This window comes from Microbacterium sp. Z6_144 (assembly GCF_057197625.1).
In genome coordinates this window covers 2,269,074-2,289,271 of the sequence record NZ_JBXVPT010000001.1, presented here as the reverse complement: position 1 = coordinate 2,289,271, position 20,198 = coordinate 2,269,074, and the positions used below count along the sequence as shown (strand labels likewise).

Below are 20,198 nucleotides of genomic sequence, written 5' to 3'. Positions count from 1 at the left end.
CTGAGCGGGACATGTCACCCGTTTACGACTGCCGTGACGAAGCGCAATTGCTCTCCGGTATGCGCCACGCACGCCAGGCGCTCAGCCGCGGCGAACTCGTCGTCATGCCCACCGACACGGTGTACGGCGTGGCCGCCGACGCGTTCAACGCGCGCGCGGTCGCGGCGCTCCTGGCCGCCAAGGGCCGCGGCCGTCAGCAGCCGCCGCCGGTACTGGTCGCCGGAGTCGGCACACTCCGCGCCCTCGTGGCTGAGGTGCCGGGCCCCGTCGAGCGCCTCGTGGAGGAGTTCTGGCCCGGGGGGCTCACGATGGTCCTCCCGTCGCAGCCTTCCCTGTCCTGGGACCTGGGCGAGACCCGGGGAACGGTCGCGGTGCGGATGCCCGCCCATCACATCGCCCTCGAGCTGCTCGAGGAGACGGGCCCGCTCGCCGTCTCCAGCGCCAATCGCACCGGCGCCCCCGCCGCTGTCACGATCGACGAAGCCCGCGACATGCTCGGCGACTCCGTCGCGGTGTATCTGGACGGCGGCCCGAGCGAAACCGGGATCGCGTCCACGATCGTGGATGCCACCCGCCTGGTCGGAAGCGCCGCCCCCTCCGTGCGGATCCTCCGCGAGGGGGCCGTGCCCCGCGACCGGCTCCGCGACGTGCTCGGCGACCTGCTCGAACCCGACGACTCGGACGCCGACGGGGAACCGGATGCCGCAGCCGGACGGAACGGGTCGGCGTGAAGCAGTACCTCCTCCTGGTGCTGTTCACCGCGGTGGTCACCTTCGTCCTCACGTGGGCCGTGTGGCGCCTGAGCCTGCGGTACAAGCTGTATCCCGGCATCCGGGAGCGCGACGTGCACAAGAACCCCACGCCCCGCCTCGGCGGTGTGGCGATGTTCCTCGGCGTCGCGGCGGCCTTCCTCTTCTCCAGTCAGCAGACGTTCTTCTCGATCATCTGGACCAACCCCGGCCCCGTGCTGGCGGTGCTCGCGGCGACGTTCGTCATCGTGCTCGTCGGCGTGGCCGATGACCTCTGGGACCTGGACTGGATGATCAAGCTGGGCGCGCAGTTCGTCGCCGCCGGCATCATCACGTGGTTCGGGCAGTTGCAGATCCTCTCCCTCCCGATCGGGGGGTTGACGGTGGGCTCGGGGTGGATGAGCTTCACGCTCACGGTGTTCGCGATCGTGATCGTCATGAACGCCGTCAACTTCATCGACGGGCTCGACGGTCTGGTTGCCGGGGTCTGCCTCATCGCCAACGGCGTGTTCTTCGCCTACTCGTACATCCTCGTGCGCGACACCGGCGCCAGCACCTACTTCAACCTGGCCTCGTTCCTCGCCGCCGTCCTGGTCGGGGCCTGCATCGGTTTCCTGCCCTTCAACTGGAGCCCCGCCAAGATCTTCATGGGAGATTCCGGCGCCCTCATGCTCGGCCTTCTGATGGCAAGCTCCGCCGTCGCGATCACGGGGCAGATCGATCCGGCGGTCCTGGACCCCGAGCGGTTCGGCCGTTCCCAGTTGCTGGGTGCCTTCATCCCGATCCTGCTGCCCATCGTGGTGGTCCTGCTGCCCCTGCTCGATTTCGGGCTCGCCGTGATGCGGCGCATGCGCGCGGGGAAATCGCCGTTCTCGCCCGACCGCAAGCACCTCCACCACCGCATGCTCGACATGGGGCACAGCGACCGTGACGCGGTGCTGATCTTCTACGCGTGGACGGCCGTGGTGAGCTTCTCCTTCCTGCTCATGTACCTCGGCACGCAGCAGAGCTGGCCGGGCGACTACCTCATCGGGGTCGGGTTCGGCGTGCTCGGCGTCGTCGCATGCCTGGTTCTGACCTTCCTCCCCTCGCGCCGCCGCGCGCGCCCAGCCCCCATCGAGGAGCCCGCATGACCCCCAGTCCCGTCTCCAGCACCCCGGTGCTCCGCACCGCTCTGACCTGGGGAGGCGTCGTCGCGGGGGCATTGGCCGTCGTCGGCGCGATCCTCGGCTTCGCCGTGGGCGGGGGAGAGGGCGTGGCCAGCGCGCTCGTCGGGGTACTCGTCGGCGCATTCTTCTCCGCGGTCACCGCCGCGAGCATCCTCATCGCCAACCGGTGGTTCGGCGACCCGTTGTACGTGCCGATCTTCTTCGGCATCGTGCTGGGGGGCTGGATCGTGAAACTCGTGCTGTTCATCGTCGCGCTCCTCGTCCTCCGCGACCAGCCGTGGATCGATCCGATCGTGTTCTTCGTCGCCCTGGTCGCGAGCGTCCTCGGGTCGCTGATCGTCGACCTCATCGTCCTCATGCGGATGCGCATCCCCCATGCGAGCGACGTCTCGCTGCCCACCGACCCGGATGCCGGTGACCGCCGCCAGTGAACGGAATCCGAGCGGGCCGTAGTTTGATAGTGTTTACCTGCACCCGCACGCTCTCCCAAGCGCTTTCGGGGCGCCCTCACCGACCATCGTCGCAACGGTCCTCACCGATGCCCCAAAGCTGGAGCCAGCGCTGTTCACTCAAGCTGCGACCCTGATCGCGAACGTCGCGTCCTCCGACGCGGAGTTCCATCCGCCGTCGATCAACGAGTTCTTCCCCGACGCTGTTCTGTTCGAGGGCACGATCTTCGCGATCACGCGGATCAACCTCATCCAGATGCTGGCGACGGCGGTGCTCGTCGTGCTGTTCGTGCTGGGCACGCGCCGCATGAAGCTCGTTCCCGGCCGGTTCCAGAGCATCGTGGAGATGGGTCTGGACTTCGTCCGGGTGAACATCGCGCACGATCTGCTCGGCCGCAAGGACGGCGACCGGTTCCTGCCGATCCTCACCACGATCTTCTTCATGGTGCTGTTCATGAACATCACGGGTGTCATCCCGTTCCTGAACATCGCCGGAACGAGCGTCATCGCCGTCCCGCTGCTGCTCGCGATCGTCGCCTACGTCACGTTCATCTATGCGGGCGTGCGCAAGAGCCCGGGCAACTTCTTCCGGAACTCCCTCATGCCCTCGGGCGTGCCGTGGTTCCTCTACATCATCATCATCCCGCTCGAGTTCCTCTCGACCTTCATCATCCGTCCCGTCACGCTGACGCTGCGACTGCTGATGAACATGATCGTCGGGCACCTGATGCTGGTGCTGTTCTTCGCCGCCACCCAGTTCTTCATCGTGGGTCTCGGCGGCTGGTGGTCGGCTCTCGGCGTGGGCAGCCTCGCCTTCGGCTTCGCCTTCACCCTGTTCGAACTGTTCGTCGCCTTCCTCCAGGCGTACGTCTTCGCGATTCTCACCGCGGTCTACATCCAGCTCGCGGTCGCGGAAGAGCACTGAGCGGCCCGGCGCACGCCGAGCCACCCAACCGAAAGGAAAACACCCCGTGGACGCAACTACGGTTCTCGCCCAGGTCACCGGAAACGTCGCGACGATCGGCTACGGCCTCGCCGCCATCGGCCCGGCCATCGGCGTGGGCATCGTCGTCGGCAAGACGATCGAGGGCGTCGCTCGCCAGCCCGAGCTCGCCGGCCGCCTGCAGGTCCTGATGTTCATCGGTATCGCCTTCACCGAGGCCCTGGCCTTCATCGGTATCGCGACCGGCTTCATCTTCACCTGATCCGGCCGCCACTTACTCAGACAAAGGAGACGGGATGCTGAACGCTCTTGTCGTATTCGCCGCGGACCACGCGGAAGAATCGGCGCCGAGCCCGCTGATTCCGGCCTGGTACGACATCATCTGGTCGGCTGTCTGCTTCGTCGTCATCCTGCTCGCGTTCTGGCGGGTTGTTCTTCCGCGGATGCAGAAGCTGCTGGACGAGCGCGGTGCCGCCATCGAAGGCAACATCGCCAAGGCCGACGAGGCCCAGCGGCAGGCCGAGGCGGCGCTGGAGCAGTACACGGCGCAGCTGGCCGATGCTCGCAAGGAAGCCGGTGAGATCCGTGAGGCCGCCCGCGAGGACGGCAAGAAGATCGTCGCCGAGGCCCGCGAGACGGCGTCGGCCGAGGCCGCCCGCATCACGGCCACCGCGCACACGCAGATCGAAGCCGAGCGCCAGGCGGCGCTGGTGTCGCTGCGCAGCGAGGTCGGCTCGCTGGCGCTCGATCTGGCCGGCAACGTGATCGGCGAGACCCTCTCCGACGACCAGAAGGCCCAGGCGGTCGTCGACCGCTTCCTGGCCGACCTGGAAGCGTCGGAGAACGCGGCATCCTCGAAGCCGGTTGCTGAGCCTGCCGAAGCACAGGGACCGGTGATGTCCTAGTGGGAAGCGCGACCACTCAGGCACTCGAGGTCACGACCGCGGCGCTCGGCGCGGCGCAGGACGTCGACCTCCAGGTCGCCGCCGAGCTGTTCGCTGCGGCGCGCGCCATCGGCGACTCGTCGCAGCTGGGCGGCGCGCTGGCCGATGCGTCGGCCTCGCCGGAGTCCCGTGCGAAGGTGATCGCCGACGTGTTCGGTCCTTCCTTCCGGCCGGTGACCGTGTCGCTGCTGAGCTCGCTGGTCGACCAGCGGTGGTCGCGTGCATCGGATCTCGTTGACGGGATCGAGGAGCTCGCGGTCCGCTCGGCGGCGATCGGGGCGACCGGCTCCGAGGTGGAGGCCGAGCTGTTCTCGTTCTCGCGCACCGTCGCACAGAACCCCGAGCTCGAGCTTGCTCTCGGCAGTCGCCTCGGCGATCCCGCGGCCAAGGGGGCGCTCATCACCTCGCTCCTGGGAGAGCGCGCGAGCGCCGCCACGACGCTCATCATCTCCTCGCTCGTGCAGCAGCCGCGGGAGCGTCGCGTCCGGAGCCTGCTCAACCGGGCCATGTGGCTCGTCGGCGACCAGCGAGGCCGCACCGTGGCGACCGTCGTGTCGGCCACACCGCTGAGTGACACCCAGCGCACCCGCCTCGCCACGGCGCTATCTGCGCGATACGGCGGCGAGGTGTCGCTGAACGTCGTGATCGACCCGTCGGTGGTGGGCGGCCTGCGCGTGCAGATCGCCGACGACGTCATCGACGCGAGCATCTCCACCCGCCTGGCCGGCCTCCGCCAGCGCCTGGCGGGTTAAACTACAAGGCTTTGCCGTCCGCGAGGACCGCACATCTCGGGGCTCCCCGGCCCCACAACACGAAGGAAGACAATGGCAGATATCACGATCAGCCCCGACGTCATCCGTGACGCGCTGAAAGATTTCGTCGCCGCCTACGAGCCCACTGGCGCCGCCGCGACCGAGGTCGGCACCGTTATCGACGCCGCCGACGGCATCGCCCACGTCGAGGGCCTGCCCGGCGTGATGGCCAATGAACTCGTGCGCTTCGGAGACGGCACGCAGGGCCTGGCCCTGAACCTGGACGAGCACGAGATCGGTGTCGTCGTCCTCGGCGAGTTCTCCGGCATCGAGGCCGGCCAGGAAGTCACCCGCACGGGCGAGGTCCTCTCGGTCGCCGTCGGCGACGGCTACCTCGGTCGCGTCGTCGACCCGCTCGGCAACCCGATCGACGGCCTCGGCGAGGTCGTGACCGAGGGTCGCCGCGCGCTCGAGCTGCAGGCGCCCGGCGTCATGTCGCGCAAGAGCGTGCACGAGCCGATGCAGACCGGCATCAAGGCCATCGACGCGATGATCCCCGTCGGCCGTGGTCAGCGTCAGCTGATCATCGGTGACCGCCAGACCGGCAAGACGGCGCTGGCGATCGACACGATCATCAACCAGAAGGCCAACTGGGAATCCGGCGACGTCAACAAGCAGGTTCGCTGCATCTACGTCGCCATCGGCCAGAAGGGCTCCACGATCGCCTCCGTCAAGGGCGCGCTCGAGGACGCAGGGGCCATGGAGTACACGACGATCGTCGCCGCTCCCGCCTCCGACCCCGCCGGCTTCAAGTACCTGGCGCCCTACACCGGCTCCGCCATCGGCCAGCACTGGATGTACCAGGGCAAGCACGTCCTCATCATCTTCGATGACCTCACCAAGCAGGCCGAGGCCTACCGTGCGGTTTCGCTGCTGCTGCGTCGTCCGCCGGGCCGCGAGGCCTACCCGGGCGACGTGTTCTACCTGCACTCCCGTCTGCTGGAGCGGTGCGCGAAGCTGTCCGACGAGCTGGGCGCGGGCTCGATGACCGGTCTTCCGATCATCGAGACCAAGGCCAACGACGTCTCGGCGTACATCCCGACCAACGTCATCTCGATCACCGACGGCCAGATCTTCCTGCAGTCCGACCTGTTCAACGCCAACCAGCGTCCCGCGGTCGACGTCGGCATCTCGGTGTCGCGCGTCGGCGGTGACGCCCAGGTCAAGTCGATCAAGAAGGTTTCCGGCACGCTCAAGCTGGAGCTCGCCCAGTACCGCTCGCTCCAGGCGTTCGCGATGTTCGCGAGCGACTTGGATGCCGCATCCCGTCGTCAGCTGTCCCGTGGCGCACGCCTCACCGAGCTTCTCAAGCAGCCGCAGTACTCGCCGTACCCGGTGGAGGAGCAGGTCGTGTCGATCTGGGCCGGCACCAACGGGAAGCTCGACACCGTCGAGGTCTCCGACGTGCTGCGCTTCGAGCGCGAGCTCCTCGACTACCTGCGCCGCAACTCGACTGTTCTCGACACCCTCCGCGAGACCAACGTCCTCGACGACGACACCGCGGCGGAGCTCGAGAAGCGCGTTGACGCGTTCGTCCTGGAGTTCCAGGCCGGCGAGGGACAGAGCATCGCAGCGCCGGGCACCGAGTCGGCCGATGCCGCCGAGGTGGACGACGTCAACCAGGAGAAGATCGTCAAGGGCCGCCGCTAACAGCGGCGGGGAGACAACACCATGGGCGCACAACTACGGGTCTATAAGCAGAAGATCAACTCTGCTCAGACCACCAAGAAGATCACGAAGGCGATGGAGCTCATCGCGGCTTCGCGCATCCAGAAGGCGATGGCGCGGGTGCGCGCGTCGTCGCCCTTCGCGCGAGCCGTGACGCGCGCCGTCTCGGCGGTCGCGACGCACTCCAACATCGACCACCCGCTGACCACCGAGCGCGCCGACATCCGCCGCTCGGCCGTGGTCATCTTCGCCTCCGACCGCGGACTTGCCGGCGCCTTCAACTCGCAGATCCTCCGCGAGGGTGTGGAGCTGGCCAACCTGCTGCGCTCGCAGGGCAAGGACGTCGCCTTCTACGTGGTCGGCCGCAAGGCGGTGGGGTACTTCCAGTTCCGCCGCCTCGCGACGGCGGCCGAGTGGACCGGTGACACCGACACTCCGCAGTTCCGCACCGCGGAGGAGATCGCCGCGACCCTCATCGACGCCTACAACCGTGGCGGCGGCGAGGGCGGCGTCGACGAGATCCACCTCGTGTACAACCGCTTCGTCAGCATGATGACGCAGAGCCCGGAGTCGGTGCGCCTTCTCCCGCTCGAGGTCGTCGAGGCCGAAGAGCCCACCGGCGCGCAGGTGTACCCGCTGTACGAGTTCGAGCCGGACGCCGAGACGGTGTTGGACGCGCTCTTGCCGGTGTACATCCAGAGCCGCGTCTTCAACGCCCTCCTCCAGTCGTCGGCCGCGAAGCACGCCGCGACCCAGAAGGCGATGAAGTCGGCCAGCGACAACGCCGACAAGCTCATCACCGACTACACCCGCCTGCGCAACAACGCGCGTCAGGCCGAGATCACGCAGCAGATCGCCGAGATCGTCGGCGGCGCCGACGCGCTGGCGTCCGGCAAGTAGACCCAGAGAAAGAGAAGAAGCCATGAGCCTCACCGCCGAGAAGACCGCGGTCGTCGGGCGCGTCGCGCGCGTCACCGGGCCGGTCGTCGACATCGAGTTCCCGCATGATTCCATCCCCGACATCTACAACGCGCTGAAGACGACGATCGTGATCGGCGACGAGTCGACCGAGATCACGCTCGAGGTCGCGCAGCACCTCGGGGACGACCTCGTCCGCGCCATCGCTCTGAGGCCGACGGACGGCATCGTCCGCGGCCAGGAGGTGCGCGACACCGGCGAGCAGATCACCGTTCCCGTCGGTGACGTCACCAAGGGCCGCGTGTTCAACGTGACCGGTGACATCCTCAACGCCGAGCCCGGCGAGAAGATCGAGATCACCGAGCGCTGGCCCATCCACCGCAAGGCGCCGAACTTCGACCAGCTCGAGTCCAAGACCCAGATGTTCGAGACCGGCATCAAGGTCATCGACCTGCTGACGCCCTACGTGCTCGGCGGCAAGATCGGCCTGTTCGGCGGTGCCGGCGTGGGTAAGACCGTGCTCATCCAGGAGATGATCCAGCGCGTCGCGCAGGATCACGGTGGTGTGTCGGTGTTCGCCGGTGTAGGCGAGCGCACCCGTGAGGGCAACGACCTCATCTCCGAGATGGAGGAGGCGGGCGTCTTCGACAAGACGGCGTTGGTGTTCGGCCAGATGGACGAGCCGCCGGGGACGCGTCTTCGTGTCGCCCTGTCGGCGCTGACGATGGCGGAGTACTTCCGCGACGTGCAGAACCAGGACGTTCTGCTCTTCATCGACAACATCTTCCGCTTCACGCAGGCCGGTTCCGAGGTCTCCACGCTGCTGGGCCGCATGCCCTCCGCCGTGGGTTACCAGCCGAACCTGGCCGACGAGATGGGCGTCCTCCAGGAGCGCATCACCTCGACGCGTGGCCACTCGATCACGTCGCTCCAGGCCATCTACGTTCCGGCCGACGACTACACCGACCCGGCGCCGGCGACCACGTTCGCTCACCTCGATGCCACGACCGAGCTCTCCCGCGAGATCGCGTCGAAGGGTCTGTACCCGGCCGTGGACCCGCTGAGCTCCACCAGCCGCATCCTCGACCCGCGCTACATCGGTGAGGACCACTACCGCGTGGCGACCTCGGTGAAGCAGATCCTGCAGAAGAACAAGGAACTGCAGGAGATCATCGCGATCCTCGGTGTCGACGAGCTGAGCGAAGAGGACAAGATCGTCGTGTCCCGTGCACGCCGCATCCAGCAGTTCCTCTCGCAGAACACCTACATGGCGAAGAAGTTCACCGGTGTCGAGGGCTCGACGGTTCCCATCAAGGAGACCATCGAGTCGTTCGACGCCATCGTCAAGGGCGACTACGACCACGTCGCCGAGCAGGCGTTCTTCAACGTCGGCGGCATCGCCGACGTCGAGGCCAAGTGGGCGCAGATCCAGAAGGAGAACGGCTGACATGCCGCTCCAGGTGCACCTCGTCTCGGCCGACGCCGAGGTGTGGACGGGTGAAGCCTCACTCGTGGTGGCCAAGACCGTCGAGGGCGAGATCGGCTTCATGTCCGGTCACGAGCCCGTGCTCGCGATCCTCGCCGAGGGCCAGGTGCGCATCACGCGTGCCGACGGCTCGAAGGTGATCGCGAACGCGCAGGACGGCTTCCTGTCGATGGAGGGCGACGACCTCACGATCGTCGCGGGCAACGCCGCACTCGTTTCCTAGCATCAGTCACCGAGAAACCACATCCCGGACGAGACGCACCGCCGCGCGCGGTGTCTCATCCGGGGTGTGGTTTCTCGCATGGGAGGGGTTGGGGCGGATGCTGATCCTGCTGCCGCCGTCCGAGACGAAGCGCCCGGGCGGGCGCGGGGCCGGTCTCGACCTGGACGCGCTCGCGCTGCCGACGCTGCGCGGACAGCGCGAGCAGGTGGTGGATGCGCTCATCGCGCTGTCGGCCGACGAGGACGAGGCGGCGCGCGTGCTGAAGCTCAGCGCGCGCCGGCGGGGTGAGGTCGCCGTCAACGCCGCCGTGCGGCAGAGCCCGACGCTTCCCGCGGTGGACCGCTACACCGGAGTGCTCTACGACGCGCTCGGGGCGGGAACCCTGGATGCGCCGTCGCGGAGGTGGCTCGGCGAGCACGTCCTCATCCACTCCGCGCCGTTCGGGCCCGTGGCCGCTCTGGATGCCATTCCCGCCTACCGCCTGGCAGCCGGTGCGGCGCTGCCCGGAGTGGCGCCGCTGCGTCGGCATTGGGCCGATGCCGTCACCGCCGCCCTCGCCGAGGCTTCGCCCCGGTTCATCCTGGACCTGCGTTCCGAGGCCTATGTGGCACTGGGCCCGGTTCCCGCCGGTGCCGACGCCGTCTACGTGCGCGTCGTGACCGACACGGGTGACGGCCTCACGCGGGCGCTCAACCACTTCAACAAGCACGCCAAGGGATCCCTCGTGCGCGCGCTGGCCGCCGATCGGCCGCGCATCTCCTCGACCGACGCCTTCCTGCGGTGGGCCGCGGGGTCAGGGCTCCTCCTGCGACCTGGCCGGGCGGGAGAGATCGACCTAGTGGTGTGAGTGCCGTGTTCTGCGGCCACGCGCGTCGCAGCCGTCGGAGAATCCTCCGTTCGCTAGCATGACGAACGCGGGGATCCCCGCGTCGCTCGCGACGTCAAACCCTTCGGAAGGACTTCCGTGTACAACGACACCTCGGGCGGAGCGCTCATCGCGCTGCTCTTCGCCTTCTTCTTCATCTGGCTGATCCTCGTCGCGGCCTACTATGTGGTCTCCTCGATCTTCTTCGCCAAGATCTTCGCGAAGGCGGGCGTGGAGGGCGGCTGGCGCGCATGGGTTCCGGTGTATCGCGAGATGATCTTCGTGAAGCTGGGCGACCTCAATCCCTGGTGGCTTCTCGTGCTCATCGGCGCGGGCTTCGTGCTGAACGTCATCCCGTACCTCGGTCCGATCCTCGGTGGGATCCCCGCCCTCGCCGCGTTCGTGTACGTCATGCTCGCGGCCTACCGCGTGCAGATGAAGCTCGGCAAAGAGGCTGCGTGGCTCATCCTCGCGGTGTTCCTGTGGATCGTGTGGCTCGGCATCATGGCCTTCGACAAGTCGCGCTGGAACACCGCCGTCGCCCCGGCCCCGTGGGCGAACAGCTTCCTGGCCGACACCACCGCGTGGCAGGGCGTGCCGGTGCAGGCAGGTCGCGCCGGATACGCCCCTCCCGCCGCGCCGGGCTACCCGGCTCCGGGCGTCTACCCGCCGCCGCCGGCCGGCTACACCCCGCCGCCCGCCGGCTACCCGGCGCCCGGAGGCCCGGCGTCCCCGCCGCCGGCGGGCCAGACCCCGCCGCCGGCCCCGCAGCAGCCCCCGGCAGCTCCCCCGGCCCCGCCCACGGAGGAGCCGCCGGCTCCGCCGCGCGTCTGAGCGCACGCACTGCAGAGAGCCCCCGCCGTCGGCGGGGGCTCTCTGCGTCCGGATGCGACGTTGCTGAGCCGATGGGGATGGTGCCGCGGGATGACCTCAGCCGTCCATTAGGATGGCAGGACGTCGCACGGGTTCAGCGCGGCGACCGCTCTCGGCAACCGGAGGATGTGGCGTGCCCCAGGTGACGACCAGCACCCGCTCCGTCCGCGTTCAGGACGCCACGATCGAGCTGTCGTGGGCGGAGGTCACCGACACCGGGCGTCGACGCGAGGCCAACCAGGACGCCGTCCTCACCAGTTACCCGCTGTTCGTCGTGGCCGACGGCATGGGCGGGCACGTCGGCGGCGAGATCGCCAGCGCGAGCACGGTCGACCGCCTCCGCGGGATGGTGGACGACGGCACGGTCACCCCGAAGGCCATCGAGAAAGCCCTCGTGCGCGCGGTCAAAGACATCCTGTCGCACCCGGAGACCACCGATGAGGGCACCGGCACCACGCTGACCGGCCTGTTCCTGGACACATCGCAGCATCCGCCGCACTGGGTCACCTTGAACATCGGCGACTCGCGCGTGTACCTCCTGCGAGATGGTGATCTCGTCCAGATCACCACCGATCATTCCGTCGTGCAGGAACTCGTCGCTGCCGGCCGCCTCAGCCCCGAAGAGGCAGAGAACCACCCGTACGGCAACGTCATCACCCGTGCGGTCGGTCCGACCGAGAGCGTGAAGCCGGACTACGTGCGCCTGGACGTCATCGATGGGGACCGCTTCGTGGTCTGCTCCGACGGGCTGACCAAGGAGCTCACCGACTACGGCATCCGGCACTTCCTCGAGGAGAATCCCGACCCCGCCGACGCCGTCGAGGCGATGCTCGCGGCGGCGCTGGAGAACGGCGGACGCGACAACGTCACGATCGTCGTGCTCGACGTGCACCGCGACGCCGGCTGAGAATCCTCCTCCCCAGCCGGGCCGCTCCCGCGGTTGTCCCCTGTCTGGTCCCGCCGGGCCCCGTGACGTCGGGGCGCGCGGTGCACTGAGGTCATGAGCACCGCCGGGTTCGTGTCCCTCTCCGCTTCGCGAGAGAGCGACGCGCCCGCCCTGTCGCTGCCGGCACGACCACCACGGCCCTCCCGCCCGCCCGTGCCGTGGCTGGCCTCCTCCGTTCCCGTCGTCGGTGCGCTCGGTTTCTGGGCCTTCACCGGGTCGGTGTTCGCGCTGTGGTTCGCGCTCCTCGGGCCCGTCATCGCGGTCGCGGGGGTCGCCGACGGGATGCGGACGGCCCGCCGCGAACGTCGCGCGGGTGAGAGGGAGGCGGCCGAGGCCCGAGACCGCGTGGGCGGGGAGGTCGAGGAGCGGCACGCGGCCGAGCGTGCCGCGCTGGCCATGCGCCACCCCGACGTCGCCGGGTATCTCGCGCGGCCGGAGCAGATCTGGCGGGCGGGAGCCGAGCGATCGGGGCGGGTGGCGGTGGGGCGGGGCGCGCTGCCCAGCCGGACCCGCGTGTCGACAGCGGGCACGCACCCCGACGACCTCCGCCTCGCGCAGGCTGCTCGCATCCTGGCCGACGCGCCCGTTCCCGTCGTCCTGGGCAGCGGATGCGCCGTGGTCGGACCCGATGCGCTGGCTCACGCGGTGGTGCGGTCGTTGCTGCTGCAGGTGGCGATGGTGCACCCGCCGGGCGAGGTCGAGATCGAGGCGCTGGAGGAGGGTGAGAGGTGGGTCGAGAACCTCCCGCACGCCGGAAGGCCCGGCGCCCGCCGGGTGGTGTGGGCGCGCCAGGGGGGAGTGCTCCCGGACGCGGACGTCGTGATGCTGTGCACGCGGCCGGGGGAGCCGGTTCCTCCGCGCTGCGGTGTGGTCGTGACCATGACGGGGCCCGGGAGTGCACGCGTGGAGATCGGTGTCGAGGCGCACGAGATCGAGGTCGAGGCGCTGGGCGCCGCCCAGGCGGCGCTGGTCGCACGCGACCTCGCCGAACGGCACGCGGCCGGTAGCTCAGCCGCCGACGATGCCGGGCCCGTGCCGCTGTCGGCTCTCCGGCCTCCGATGCGCGAGCGCTCCCGCGACAGCCTCCCTGTGACGATCGGGGTCGCCACCGGCACGCCGTACGAGGTGGATCTGGTGCGCCACGGCCCCCACGCGGTGGTGACCGGGATGACCGGTGCCGGCAAGAGCGAGCTGCTGGTCACGTGGGTGACCGCACTGTGCGCGCGGTACACGACGGCCGATGTCACCTTCCTCCTCGCCGACTTCAAGGGCGGGACGGCGTTCGAGCCCCTCGCGAGGCTGCCGCACGTGACCGGTGTCATCACCGACCTGGATGCCCGCAGCGCGGGGCGGGCCATCGACAGCCTCCGCGCGGAGATCCGGCACCGGGAGGGCGTGCTGGCCGGGGCGGGGGAGCGAGACGTGGGCGCGGTCGACCTGCCGCGCCTCGTCGTCATCGTGGACGAGTTCGCCGCGCTGCGCGAAGCCCATCCCGACCTGGAGCCGCTCTTCGCCGACCTCGCGGCCCGCGGGCGAGCCCTCGGCATCCACCTCATCCTCGGCACCCAACGCGTCGGGGGCGTCGTGCGCGACGCGCTCCTGGCCAACTGCGGCCTGCGGATCAGCCTGCGCGTGGCCGACCCGTACGACAGCACAGCCATCGTCGGAACGCCCGACGCCGCCTCCCTTCCCGGCGGGCCCGAGGGGCGCGGCCTCGCCGTGATCCGCCGCGGATCCGACACGCGGGCCGCCCGCGTGCGCATCGCCCTGTCCGGTCCCGCCGACGTCAGCGCCGCCGTCGACGGGGCCGGGCTCCTGCCCCGCGCCAGCTGGCTGCCGGAGCTGCCGACGACGATCCCCCTCGACGAGGTGCGGACGCCGCTTCCCGGTATCGTGCTCGGTCTCCGCGACGAGCCCGACCACCAGCGCCAGGAGGCCGCGCTCCTACCCCGGGACGGCCGGGGCCTCCTCGTCGTGGGAGGACCGGCGTCGGGGAAGACCACGTCCCTTCGCACGATTGCGGCGCAGGTGGCCACCGCGCTCTGGGTGGGAGCCGACCCCGAGCACGCCTGGGATGTACTCTCGACGGCTGCGCTTCATCCGCCGGCGCCGGGAACGGCCGTCTTCCTCGACGACCTCGACGCCCTGGCCGGGCGGTTGCCGGACGAGTACGCGAGGGCGGCCGCCGAGGCGGTGGAGCGTCTCATCCGCGATGGGGGGAGGCTGGGAATCCAGGTCTTCGCCGCCGCGCAGCGCCTGACCGGCGTCGCCGGGCGGGTCGCCGACCTCTTCCCGAGCCGACTGGTGCTCGGCACGCCCAGTCGCGCCGAGCATGTGGCGGCCGGTGGGATGGCCGCCGACTACGTGGTGTCGGCGCCTCCGGGACGGGGGGTGATCGAGCGTCGGGTCGTGCAGGTGGCCGTTGCCCCCGACGCGACGGCACCGGGTGCTCCGTCGGCTCTGCCGCTGTGGCATCCGCCCGTGGGGGTCTCCGGTTTCGTCACCCGCCGCGGAACGACACAACCGCTCGAGCGGTGGGAGCGCAGCGGGGTGCGCCTGCGCGCCGTGGACGCCACCGACGATCCCGCCGTACCCGAGCCCGGGGGCCGGGTGCTCCTGGTGGGCGACCCGGAGCAGTGGGCCGTCCGTCCGCGGCTGCTGGAGCGGATGCGGTCGGACTCCGCGCTCGTGATCGACGCGGCCTGCGCGCGCGACGTGCGGCTGCTCACGGGGGATCGCGATCTTCCCCCGTACGCCGCGCCGCACCAGGGCCGCGCGTGGGAGTTCGCGGCGGGGCGGCCACCGCGCCGCGTGGCGGTGACCCCGTCGCCCGGCCCGTAATGGTCGGTGGTGCGCCGCCCGCCGGCCGCCGCCGCCTCTTCTGGGCGCTCAGGAGACACGCCGAGCGGGAGCCCTCAACGGCGTCGGCCGGCCTCCTGAACGGCGAGGCCGGGTCATGCCAGGACATCGCCGCGGGATGCGGCGGGCAGCGCGTGGGCCGCGGCCACCCCCGGGTTCACCACCGCGCCGCCGGCGATGTTCAGCCCGGCTGCCAGGGCGGGGTCGGCGCGCAGCGCCTCCTTCCACCCCCGAGCGGCGATCTGCCGCACGTAGGGGAGGGTCACGTTCGTCAGAGCCGAGGTCGAGGTGTTCGGCACGGCGCCGGGCATGTTGGCGACGCAGTACAACACCGACCCGTGCACCGTGAAGGTGGGATCGGCATGCGTGGTCGGGCGGGTGTCGGCGAAGCATCCGCCCTGATCGACCGCGATGTCCACGAGCACACTTCCCGGACGCATCCGCGACACGGTCTCGTTCGAGACGAGCTTGGGCGCGCGGGCTCCGGGGATGAGGACGGACCCGATGACGAGGTCGGAGTCGACCACCGCGCGCTCGAGGTCGAGGGGGTTGGACGCGGCCGTGCGGATGCGGCCCTGGAAATGATCATCGAGGTAGCGCAGACGCTGGACATTGGTGTCGAACACGGTCACCTGAGCGCCGAGGCCCACAGCGACCACCGTGGCGTTCGCCCCGGCCACGCCCCCGCCGATGACCGTCACCTGCGCCGGCCGCGTGCCGGGGACTCCCGACATGAGGAGGCCCAGTCCCCCCTGGGAGCGCAGCAGCGTGTGTGCGCCCACCATCGGCGCGAGCCGGCCGGCGACCTCGCTCATCGGTGCGAGCAGCGGCAGGCCGCCCCCGGGGAGTTGGACGGTCTCGTACGCGATGGCGGTCACGCCGTCGGCGAGGAGGCGTTCGGTGAGGGGACGATCGGCGGCCAGGTGCAGGTACGTGAAGACGACGAGGTCATCGCGGAAGTACCCGTACTCGCTGGCGATCGGCTCTTTGACCTTGAGCAGCAGCTCCGCCCGCGCCCACACGTCGGCGGCGCTTTCCAGAAGAACCGCGCCGGCCTCCTGGTAGTCGGCATCGCTCATCGCCGACCCCCGGCCGGCGCCGCGCTGGACGAACACGTCGTGCCCGGCTGTGACCAGGTCGTGCACTCCGGAGGGCGTCAGGGCGACCCGGTACTCGTGGTCCTTCACCTCGCTCGGTACGCAGATCCTCATCCGATCCACCTTTCCGCGCAGCCGGGTGGGCCGCGCCTCAGAACGCGGGGCGGATCGCCCCGACGTCCTTCCCGCCGCCGGAGACCGACAGGGGAAGCCTGGCCATCGCATCCGCGACATCCGCGGGGGCGAGGGCTCCCGCGCGTTCGAGGAGGCGCAGCGCGACGGCGGATGCGGCGCGGCCGCTGCCGTCGAGGATCTTCAGCGCGACCGTGGTGCCGTCGGGGGCCACCATGACCATCACGCCTTCGGCCCCGCCCTTGGCGAACACGCCGAGGCGCTCGATGACGACGGTGTCGGGGCGGCCGGGGCCGTCGATCGTCCACGGGTTCTCTCGGACGGCGCGGACGAGGGCGCCCGCGTTGCGGTGCAGGGCGAAGGGTGAGCGCTCGGACGAGGTCCCGACCCGCTGGATGGCCCGGGCAAGCCCCGCCAGTGTCATCGCGTACACCGGTGCGCCGCATCCGTCGATCGCCGTGGCCGTCGTCCTCTCCCCGGTGAGGCGCTCGATGACCTCCCGGATGTGCACCTGCAGCGGGTGGGCGGGATCGAGGTACCCCGCGGTATCCCAGCCGCTCGTGACGCACGTGAGCAGCATGGCGGCGTGCTTTCCGGAGCAGTTCATCCGGATGCGCGCCGGCTGGGCATGGTCGCGGATCATCTCGTCGCGCGTGGCGGTGTCGGAGGGCCAGGCCGGAGGGCAGCCCAGGTCGTCCTCGCCGAGTCCGGCCGCGGCGAGGATCTCGCGCACGACCGCGACGTGCCGATCGGTGCCGGTGTGGCTGGCCGTGGCCAGGCCCAGCATCTGCCCCTCCAGCGGAGCGCCGGCGGTCAGGCAGCCCAGGGCCTGGAACGGCTTCATGCTGGAGCGCGGAAGGATGCTCGCGCTGACGTCGCCGAGTCGTTCGGCGACGGTGCCGTCGGGGGCCAGGACGATCGCGGCACCGGAGTGTCGCGATTCGACGAAGCCGTTGCGCTCGACTGTGGCGAGGTCGACGGATGCGGCGGAGGTCAACGGCACGCTCCCACACTATCCGCGGATGTCGGGGCCGCGGGGCGACTCACGATGGAAGACTGGCCGGATGACGGCTGAGCATTCCTATCGGGTCCACGCCACGTGGACGGGCGACCGCGGCACGGGAACGAGCGGGTACCGCGACTACGACCGGTCCGTCACGATCGGCGTCGAGGGCAAGCCCGATCTCCTCGCGTCCGCCGACAAGCCGTTCCGCGGCGACCCGAGCCGGTGGGACCCCGAGGACCTCCTGGTGGCGGCGCTGGTGGAGTGCCACCTGCTGTCCTACCTCCACGCGTGCACGTCGGCCGGTGTGGTCGTCGTCGGCTACGAGGACGAGGCCACCGGCACGATGGTCGTGGAGGGGATGAGTGGCCGGTTCCTCGAGGTCGTGCTGCATCCCCGCGTCGTGGTTGCCGACGAGTCCATGGTGGAGGCGGCGACCGCGGCCCATCGCGACGCGCACGAGTGGTGTTTCATCGCCAACTCCGTGAACTTCCCGGTGCGCCACGAACCCACCATCACCGTCGCCTGACCGGACCCCCCTCACCGCGGAGACCGCGAGAATCCAGTCCGGGCGCGAGAATCCCGCAGAGAGCGGGATTCTCGCCGGGACAATGGATTCTCGCGGTCTCCGGTGCGGCGGGCGCGCGGGTCAGATGACGTCGGCGTCGACCCAGTCCATCGACTTCGTCACGGCTTTCTTCCACAGCCGCAGCTGACGCTCGCGCTCGTCGGAGTCCATGTTCGGCTCCCAGCGCTTGTCCTCCTGCCAGTTCGCACGCAGGTCGTCCAGGTTGTCCCAGAAACCCACCGCGAGGCCCGCGGCGTACGCGGCGCCGAGGGCGGTGGTCTCCGCCACCACCGGCCGCACCACGGCCACCCCGAGGATGTCGGCCTGGAACTGCATGAGCGCGTCGTTGGCGGTCATGCCGCCGTCGACCTTGAGCTCCGTGAGGTCGACGCCGGAGTCGGCGTTGACCGCCTCCAGCACCTCGCGGGTCTGGAACGCGGTCGCCTCCAGCGCTGCGCGGGCGATGTGGTTCTTGTTGACGTAGCGCGTCATCCCGACGATCGCCCCGCGGGCATCGGCTCGCCAGTACGGCGCGAACAGGCCCGAGAACGCCGGCACGAAGTACACGCCACCGTTGTCCTCGACGGCCTCGGCGAGCTTCTCCACCTCGGGAGCGGAGCTGATGATCCCGAGCTGGTCGCGGAGCCACTGGATGAGCGACCCCGTGACGGCGATCGAGCCCTCCAGTGCGTAGTGCGCCGGCCCGTCGCCGAGCTTGTAGCCGAGGGTCGTCAGCAGACCGTTCTTGGAGTGGACGATCTCCTCACCGGTGTTGAAGATGAGGAAGTTGCCCGTGCCGTAGGTGTTCTTGCTCTCGCCCGGATCGTAGGCCGCCTGCCCGAAGGTGGCCGCCTGCTGGTCGCCGAGGATGCCGGCAACCGGCGTCTCGCGCAGCAGCGACGACGGCTCCGCCTTGCCATATACCTCCGAGGAGGACCGGATCTCCGGCATCATCGAGCGCGGCACGCCGAAGATCTCGAGGATGTCATCGCGCCACTGCAGCGTCTCGAGATCCATGAAGAGGGTGCGGCTGGCATTGGTCACGTCGGTGGCGTGGACGCCCCCCTCGGTGCCGCCGGTGAGGTTCCACAGCACCCACGAGTCGGTCGTCCCGAAGAGGAGATCGCCGGACTCGGCCTTCGCGCGCGCTCCCTCGACGTTCTCGAGGATCCACACGATCTTCGTGCCGGAGAAGTACGTCGCCAGCGGGAGGCCGACGATGTCCTTGAAGCGGTCAGCGCCGCCGTCCTCGGCGAGGCGGTCCACGATCGACTGCGTGCGGGTGTCCTGCCACACGATGGCGTTGTACACCGGCCTGCCCGTGTTCTTGTCCCACACCACCGCGGTCTCGCGCTGGTTGGTGATGCCGATCGCGGCGATGTCGTGGCGGGTCACGTCGGCGCGGCTGAGGGCCAGGCCGATCACTTCCTGCGTGTTGCGCCAGATCTCGGCGGGGTCGTGTTCGACCCACCCCGCCTTCGGGAAGATCTGCTCGTGCTCCTTCTGCCCGATCGAGACGACGGTTCCTTTGCGGTCGAAGATCATCGCGCGGGTTGAGGTGGTGCCCTGATCGATGGCGAGAACGTAGTCGGCCATGGTGTGACTTCCTTGTCTGTGAGTGGTGGCGAGGAAAAGAGGTGGGGCACTGCGGGCGGCGCCCGCGGCCTCAGCCGAGGCCGAGAAGCAGCGGTGCCAGGAGCGCGGCGATCGCGGCTCCGATGAGCGGCCCCACGACCGGCACCCAGGAGTAGGCCCAGTCGCTGGACCCCTTGCCCTTGATGGGGAGGATGGCGTGGGCGATGCGGGGACCGAGGTCGCGCGCCGGGTTGATGGCGTAGCCCGTGGGGCCACCGAGGGATGCGCCGATCCCGACCACGAGCAGTGCGACGGGAACGGCCGACAACGGGCCGAGGGCACCGGGCGTCCCGATCTCGACGTCGCCGTAGTCGGCGAAGGCGAAGATGACGAACAGGAGCACGAAGGTGCCGATGATCTCGGTGGCGAGGTTCCAGCCGTAGGAGCGCATCGCCGGGCCGGTGGAGAAGACTGCGAGCTTCAGTGCCGGGTCGGGCTCCTCGTCGAAATGCTGCTTGTAGGCGACCCACGCGAGAACCGCGCCCAGGAACGCGCCGATCAGCTGCGCCGCGACCGCCACGAGGAACATGAGGCCGTCGATCGTGCCGGCGATGAGCAGCGCCAGCGACACGGCGGGGTTGATCATCGCGCCGGAGTATGCCGAGACGAGCACGCCGGCGAAAACCGCCAGGCCCCAGCCCCAGTTGATCAGCAGCCAGCCGCCGCCGTTGCCCTTGGTTCGGGCGAGGACGACGTTGGCGACCACGCCGGCACCGAGAAGCAGAAGCATCGCGGTGCCGACCAGTTCAGACAGGAAATACAGACCCAGATTGACGTCTTGCATGTCGACATTGACCTTTCAGAGAAGTCCCGCGTGCGCAGCGATGCGCGACTGCGGGGGCCGTGGAATGTCAGGCTA

General features: G+C 69.7%; 21 protein-coding genes. 16 read left to right on the top strand and 5 right to left on the bottom strand.

Annotated features, from left to right (window positions below; genetic code table 11):
- The first annotated feature begins 11 nt into the window (after positions 1-11).
- Genes AC2DGY_RS11175 through AC2DGY_RS11165 form a run of 3 tightly spaced genes read left to right on the top strand, consistent with a single transcriptional unit; the run spans position 12 to position 2,349 of the window.
- Positions 12-731, top strand: a complete 720-nt coding sequence (locus AC2DGY_RS11175; RefSeq protein ID WP_484509760.1) for an L-threonylcarbamoyladenylate synthase — start codon at positions 12-14, stop codon at positions 729-731.
- On the top strand, positions 728-1,882 hold the full coding sequence (locus AC2DGY_RS11170) for an MraY family glycosyltransferase (protein WP_484509759.1): 1,155 nt from the start codon (positions 728-730) through the stop codon (positions 1,880-1,882). The genes AC2DGY_RS11175 and AC2DGY_RS11170 overlap by 4 nt, the downstream gene beginning before the upstream one ends.
- Positions 1,879-2,349 (top strand): Cg1360 family ATP-synthase-associated protein, encoded by a 471-nt coding sequence (locus tag AC2DGY_RS11165; RefSeq protein WP_484509758.1) that lies wholly within the window; start codon positions 1,879-1,881, stop codon positions 2,347-2,349. The genes AC2DGY_RS11170 and AC2DGY_RS11165 overlap by 4 nt, the downstream gene beginning before the upstream one ends.
- A 138-nt stretch (positions 2,350-2,487) precedes the next feature.
- On the opposite strand, the gene AC2DGY_RS11160 is transcribed toward AC2DGY_RS11165, so the two are convergent.
- Entirely contained in the window at positions 2,488-2,619 is a 132-nt protein-coding gene (locus AC2DGY_RS11160) for a hypothetical protein (protein ID WP_484509757.1), read from the bottom strand.
- Here AC2DGY_RS11160 and atpB point away from each other — a divergent pair.
- The 12 genes from atpB (at position 2,591) to AC2DGY_RS11100 (ending at position 14,886) form a co-directional block, all read left to right on the top strand.
- Positions 2,591-3,292 carry a F0F1 ATP synthase subunit A gene (gene atpB, locus AC2DGY_RS11155; RefSeq protein ID WP_484510009.1) on the top strand — a complete coding sequence of 234 codons (702 nt, stop codon included), beginning with the start codon at positions 2,591-2,593 and terminating at the stop codon, positions 3,290-3,292. The genes AC2DGY_RS11160 and atpB overlap by 29 nt on opposite strands.
- Before the next feature lie 46 nt (positions 3,293-3,338).
- Positions 3,339-3,572, top strand: coding sequence for a F0F1 ATP synthase subunit C (atpE, locus tag AC2DGY_RS11150; protein ID WP_043360904.1), 234 nt, complete (start codon positions 3,339-3,341; stop codon positions 3,570-3,572).
- 34 nt (positions 3,573-3,606) lie between these two features.
- The gene (locus AC2DGY_RS11145; RefSeq protein ID WP_484509756.1) at positions 3,607-4,215 is read left to right on the top strand and encodes a F0F1 ATP synthase subunit B; all 609 of its coding nucleotides are present in this window, start codon (positions 3,607-3,609) and stop codon (positions 4,213-4,215) included.
- Complete coding sequence (locus tag AC2DGY_RS11140) at positions 4,215-5,006, top strand: F0F1 ATP synthase subunit delta (RefSeq protein ID WP_484509755.1); 792 nt, start codon at positions 4,215-4,217, stop codon at positions 5,004-5,006. Before AC2DGY_RS11145 ends, AC2DGY_RS11140 begins: the two co-directional genes overlap by 1 nt.
- A 72-nt stretch (positions 5,007-5,078) precedes the next feature.
- Positions 5,079-6,716, top strand: a complete 1,638-nt coding sequence (gene atpA, locus AC2DGY_RS11135; RefSeq protein WP_484509754.1) for a F0F1 ATP synthase subunit alpha — start codon at positions 5,079-5,081, stop codon at positions 6,714-6,716.
- Positions 6,717-6,737: 21 nt separating this feature from the next.
- Positions 6,738-7,634: a F0F1 ATP synthase subunit gamma gene (locus AC2DGY_RS11130; RefSeq protein ID WP_484509753.1), complete on the top strand. Its 897-nt coding sequence runs from the start codon at positions 6,738-6,740 to the stop codon at positions 7,632-7,634.
- 22 nt (positions 7,635-7,656) lie between these two features.
- Positions 7,657-9,099: a F0F1 ATP synthase subunit beta gene (atpD, locus tag AC2DGY_RS11125; protein WP_484509752.1), complete on the top strand. Its 1,443-nt coding sequence runs from the start codon at positions 7,657-7,659 to the stop codon at positions 9,097-9,099.
- 1 nt (position 9,100) lies between these two features.
- On the top strand, positions 9,101-9,361 hold the full coding sequence (locus AC2DGY_RS11120; RefSeq protein WP_484509751.1) for a F0F1 ATP synthase subunit epsilon: 261 nt from the start codon (positions 9,101-9,103) through the stop codon (positions 9,359-9,361).
- Between the two features lie 97 nt (positions 9,362-9,458).
- Positions 9,459-10,208 carry a YaaA family protein gene (locus AC2DGY_RS11115; RefSeq protein WP_484509750.1) on the top strand — a complete coding sequence of 250 codons (750 nt, stop codon included), beginning with the start codon at positions 9,459-9,461 and terminating at the stop codon, positions 10,206-10,208.
- 117 nt (positions 10,209-10,325) lie between these two features.
- On the top strand, positions 10,326-11,060 hold the full coding sequence (locus AC2DGY_RS11110; protein ID WP_484509749.1) for a large exoprotein: 735 nt from the start codon (positions 10,326-10,328) through the stop codon (positions 11,058-11,060).
- A gap of 172 nt (positions 11,061-11,232) precedes the next feature.
- The gene (locus tag AC2DGY_RS11105; protein ID WP_484509748.1) at positions 11,233-12,006 is read left to right on the top strand and encodes a PP2C family protein-serine/threonine phosphatase; all 774 of its coding nucleotides are present in this window, start codon (positions 11,233-11,235) and stop codon (positions 12,004-12,006) included.
- A gap of 93 nt (positions 12,007-12,099) precedes the next feature.
- Positions 12,100-14,886, top strand: coding sequence for an FtsK/SpoIIIE domain-containing protein (locus AC2DGY_RS11100; protein ID WP_484509747.1), 2,787 nt, complete (start codon positions 12,100-12,102; stop codon positions 14,884-14,886).
- 113 nt (positions 14,887-14,999) lie between these two features.
- On the opposite strand, the gene ald is transcribed toward AC2DGY_RS11100, so the two are convergent.
- Positions 15,000-16,115, bottom strand: a complete 1,116-nt coding sequence (gene ald / locus AC2DGY_RS11095) for an alanine dehydrogenase (RefSeq protein ID WP_484509746.1) — start codon at positions 16,113-16,115, stop codon at positions 15,000-15,002.
- Positions 16,116-16,152: 37 nt separating this feature from the next.
- Positions 16,153-17,136, bottom strand: coding sequence for an asparaginase (locus tag AC2DGY_RS11090; protein ID WP_484509745.1), 984 nt, complete (start codon positions 17,134-17,136; stop codon positions 16,153-16,155).
- A 61-nt stretch (positions 17,137-17,197) separates the two neighbouring features.
- Here AC2DGY_RS11090 and AC2DGY_RS11085 point away from each other — a divergent pair, with 61 nt between their 5' ends.
- The gene (locus tag AC2DGY_RS11085; protein ID WP_484509744.1) at positions 17,198-17,665 is read left to right on the top strand and encodes an OsmC family protein; all 468 of its coding nucleotides are present in this window, start codon (positions 17,198-17,200) and stop codon (positions 17,663-17,665) included.
- A 120-nt stretch (positions 17,666-17,785) separates the two neighbouring features.
- Here the strand turns inward: AC2DGY_RS11085 and glpK are convergent, their stop codons facing one another.
- A complete protein-coding gene (glpK, locus tag AC2DGY_RS11080) occupies positions 17,786-19,300 on the bottom strand; it encodes a glycerol kinase GlpK (RefSeq protein ID WP_484509743.1) in 1,515 nt (504 codons plus the stop codon).
- 70 nt (positions 19,301-19,370) lie between these two features.
- Positions 19,371-20,123, bottom strand: a complete 753-nt coding sequence (locus tag AC2DGY_RS11075; RefSeq protein ID WP_484509742.1) for an MIP/aquaporin family protein — start codon at positions 20,121-20,123, stop codon at positions 19,371-19,373.
- Between the last annotated feature and the right edge of the window lie 75 nt (positions 20,124-20,198).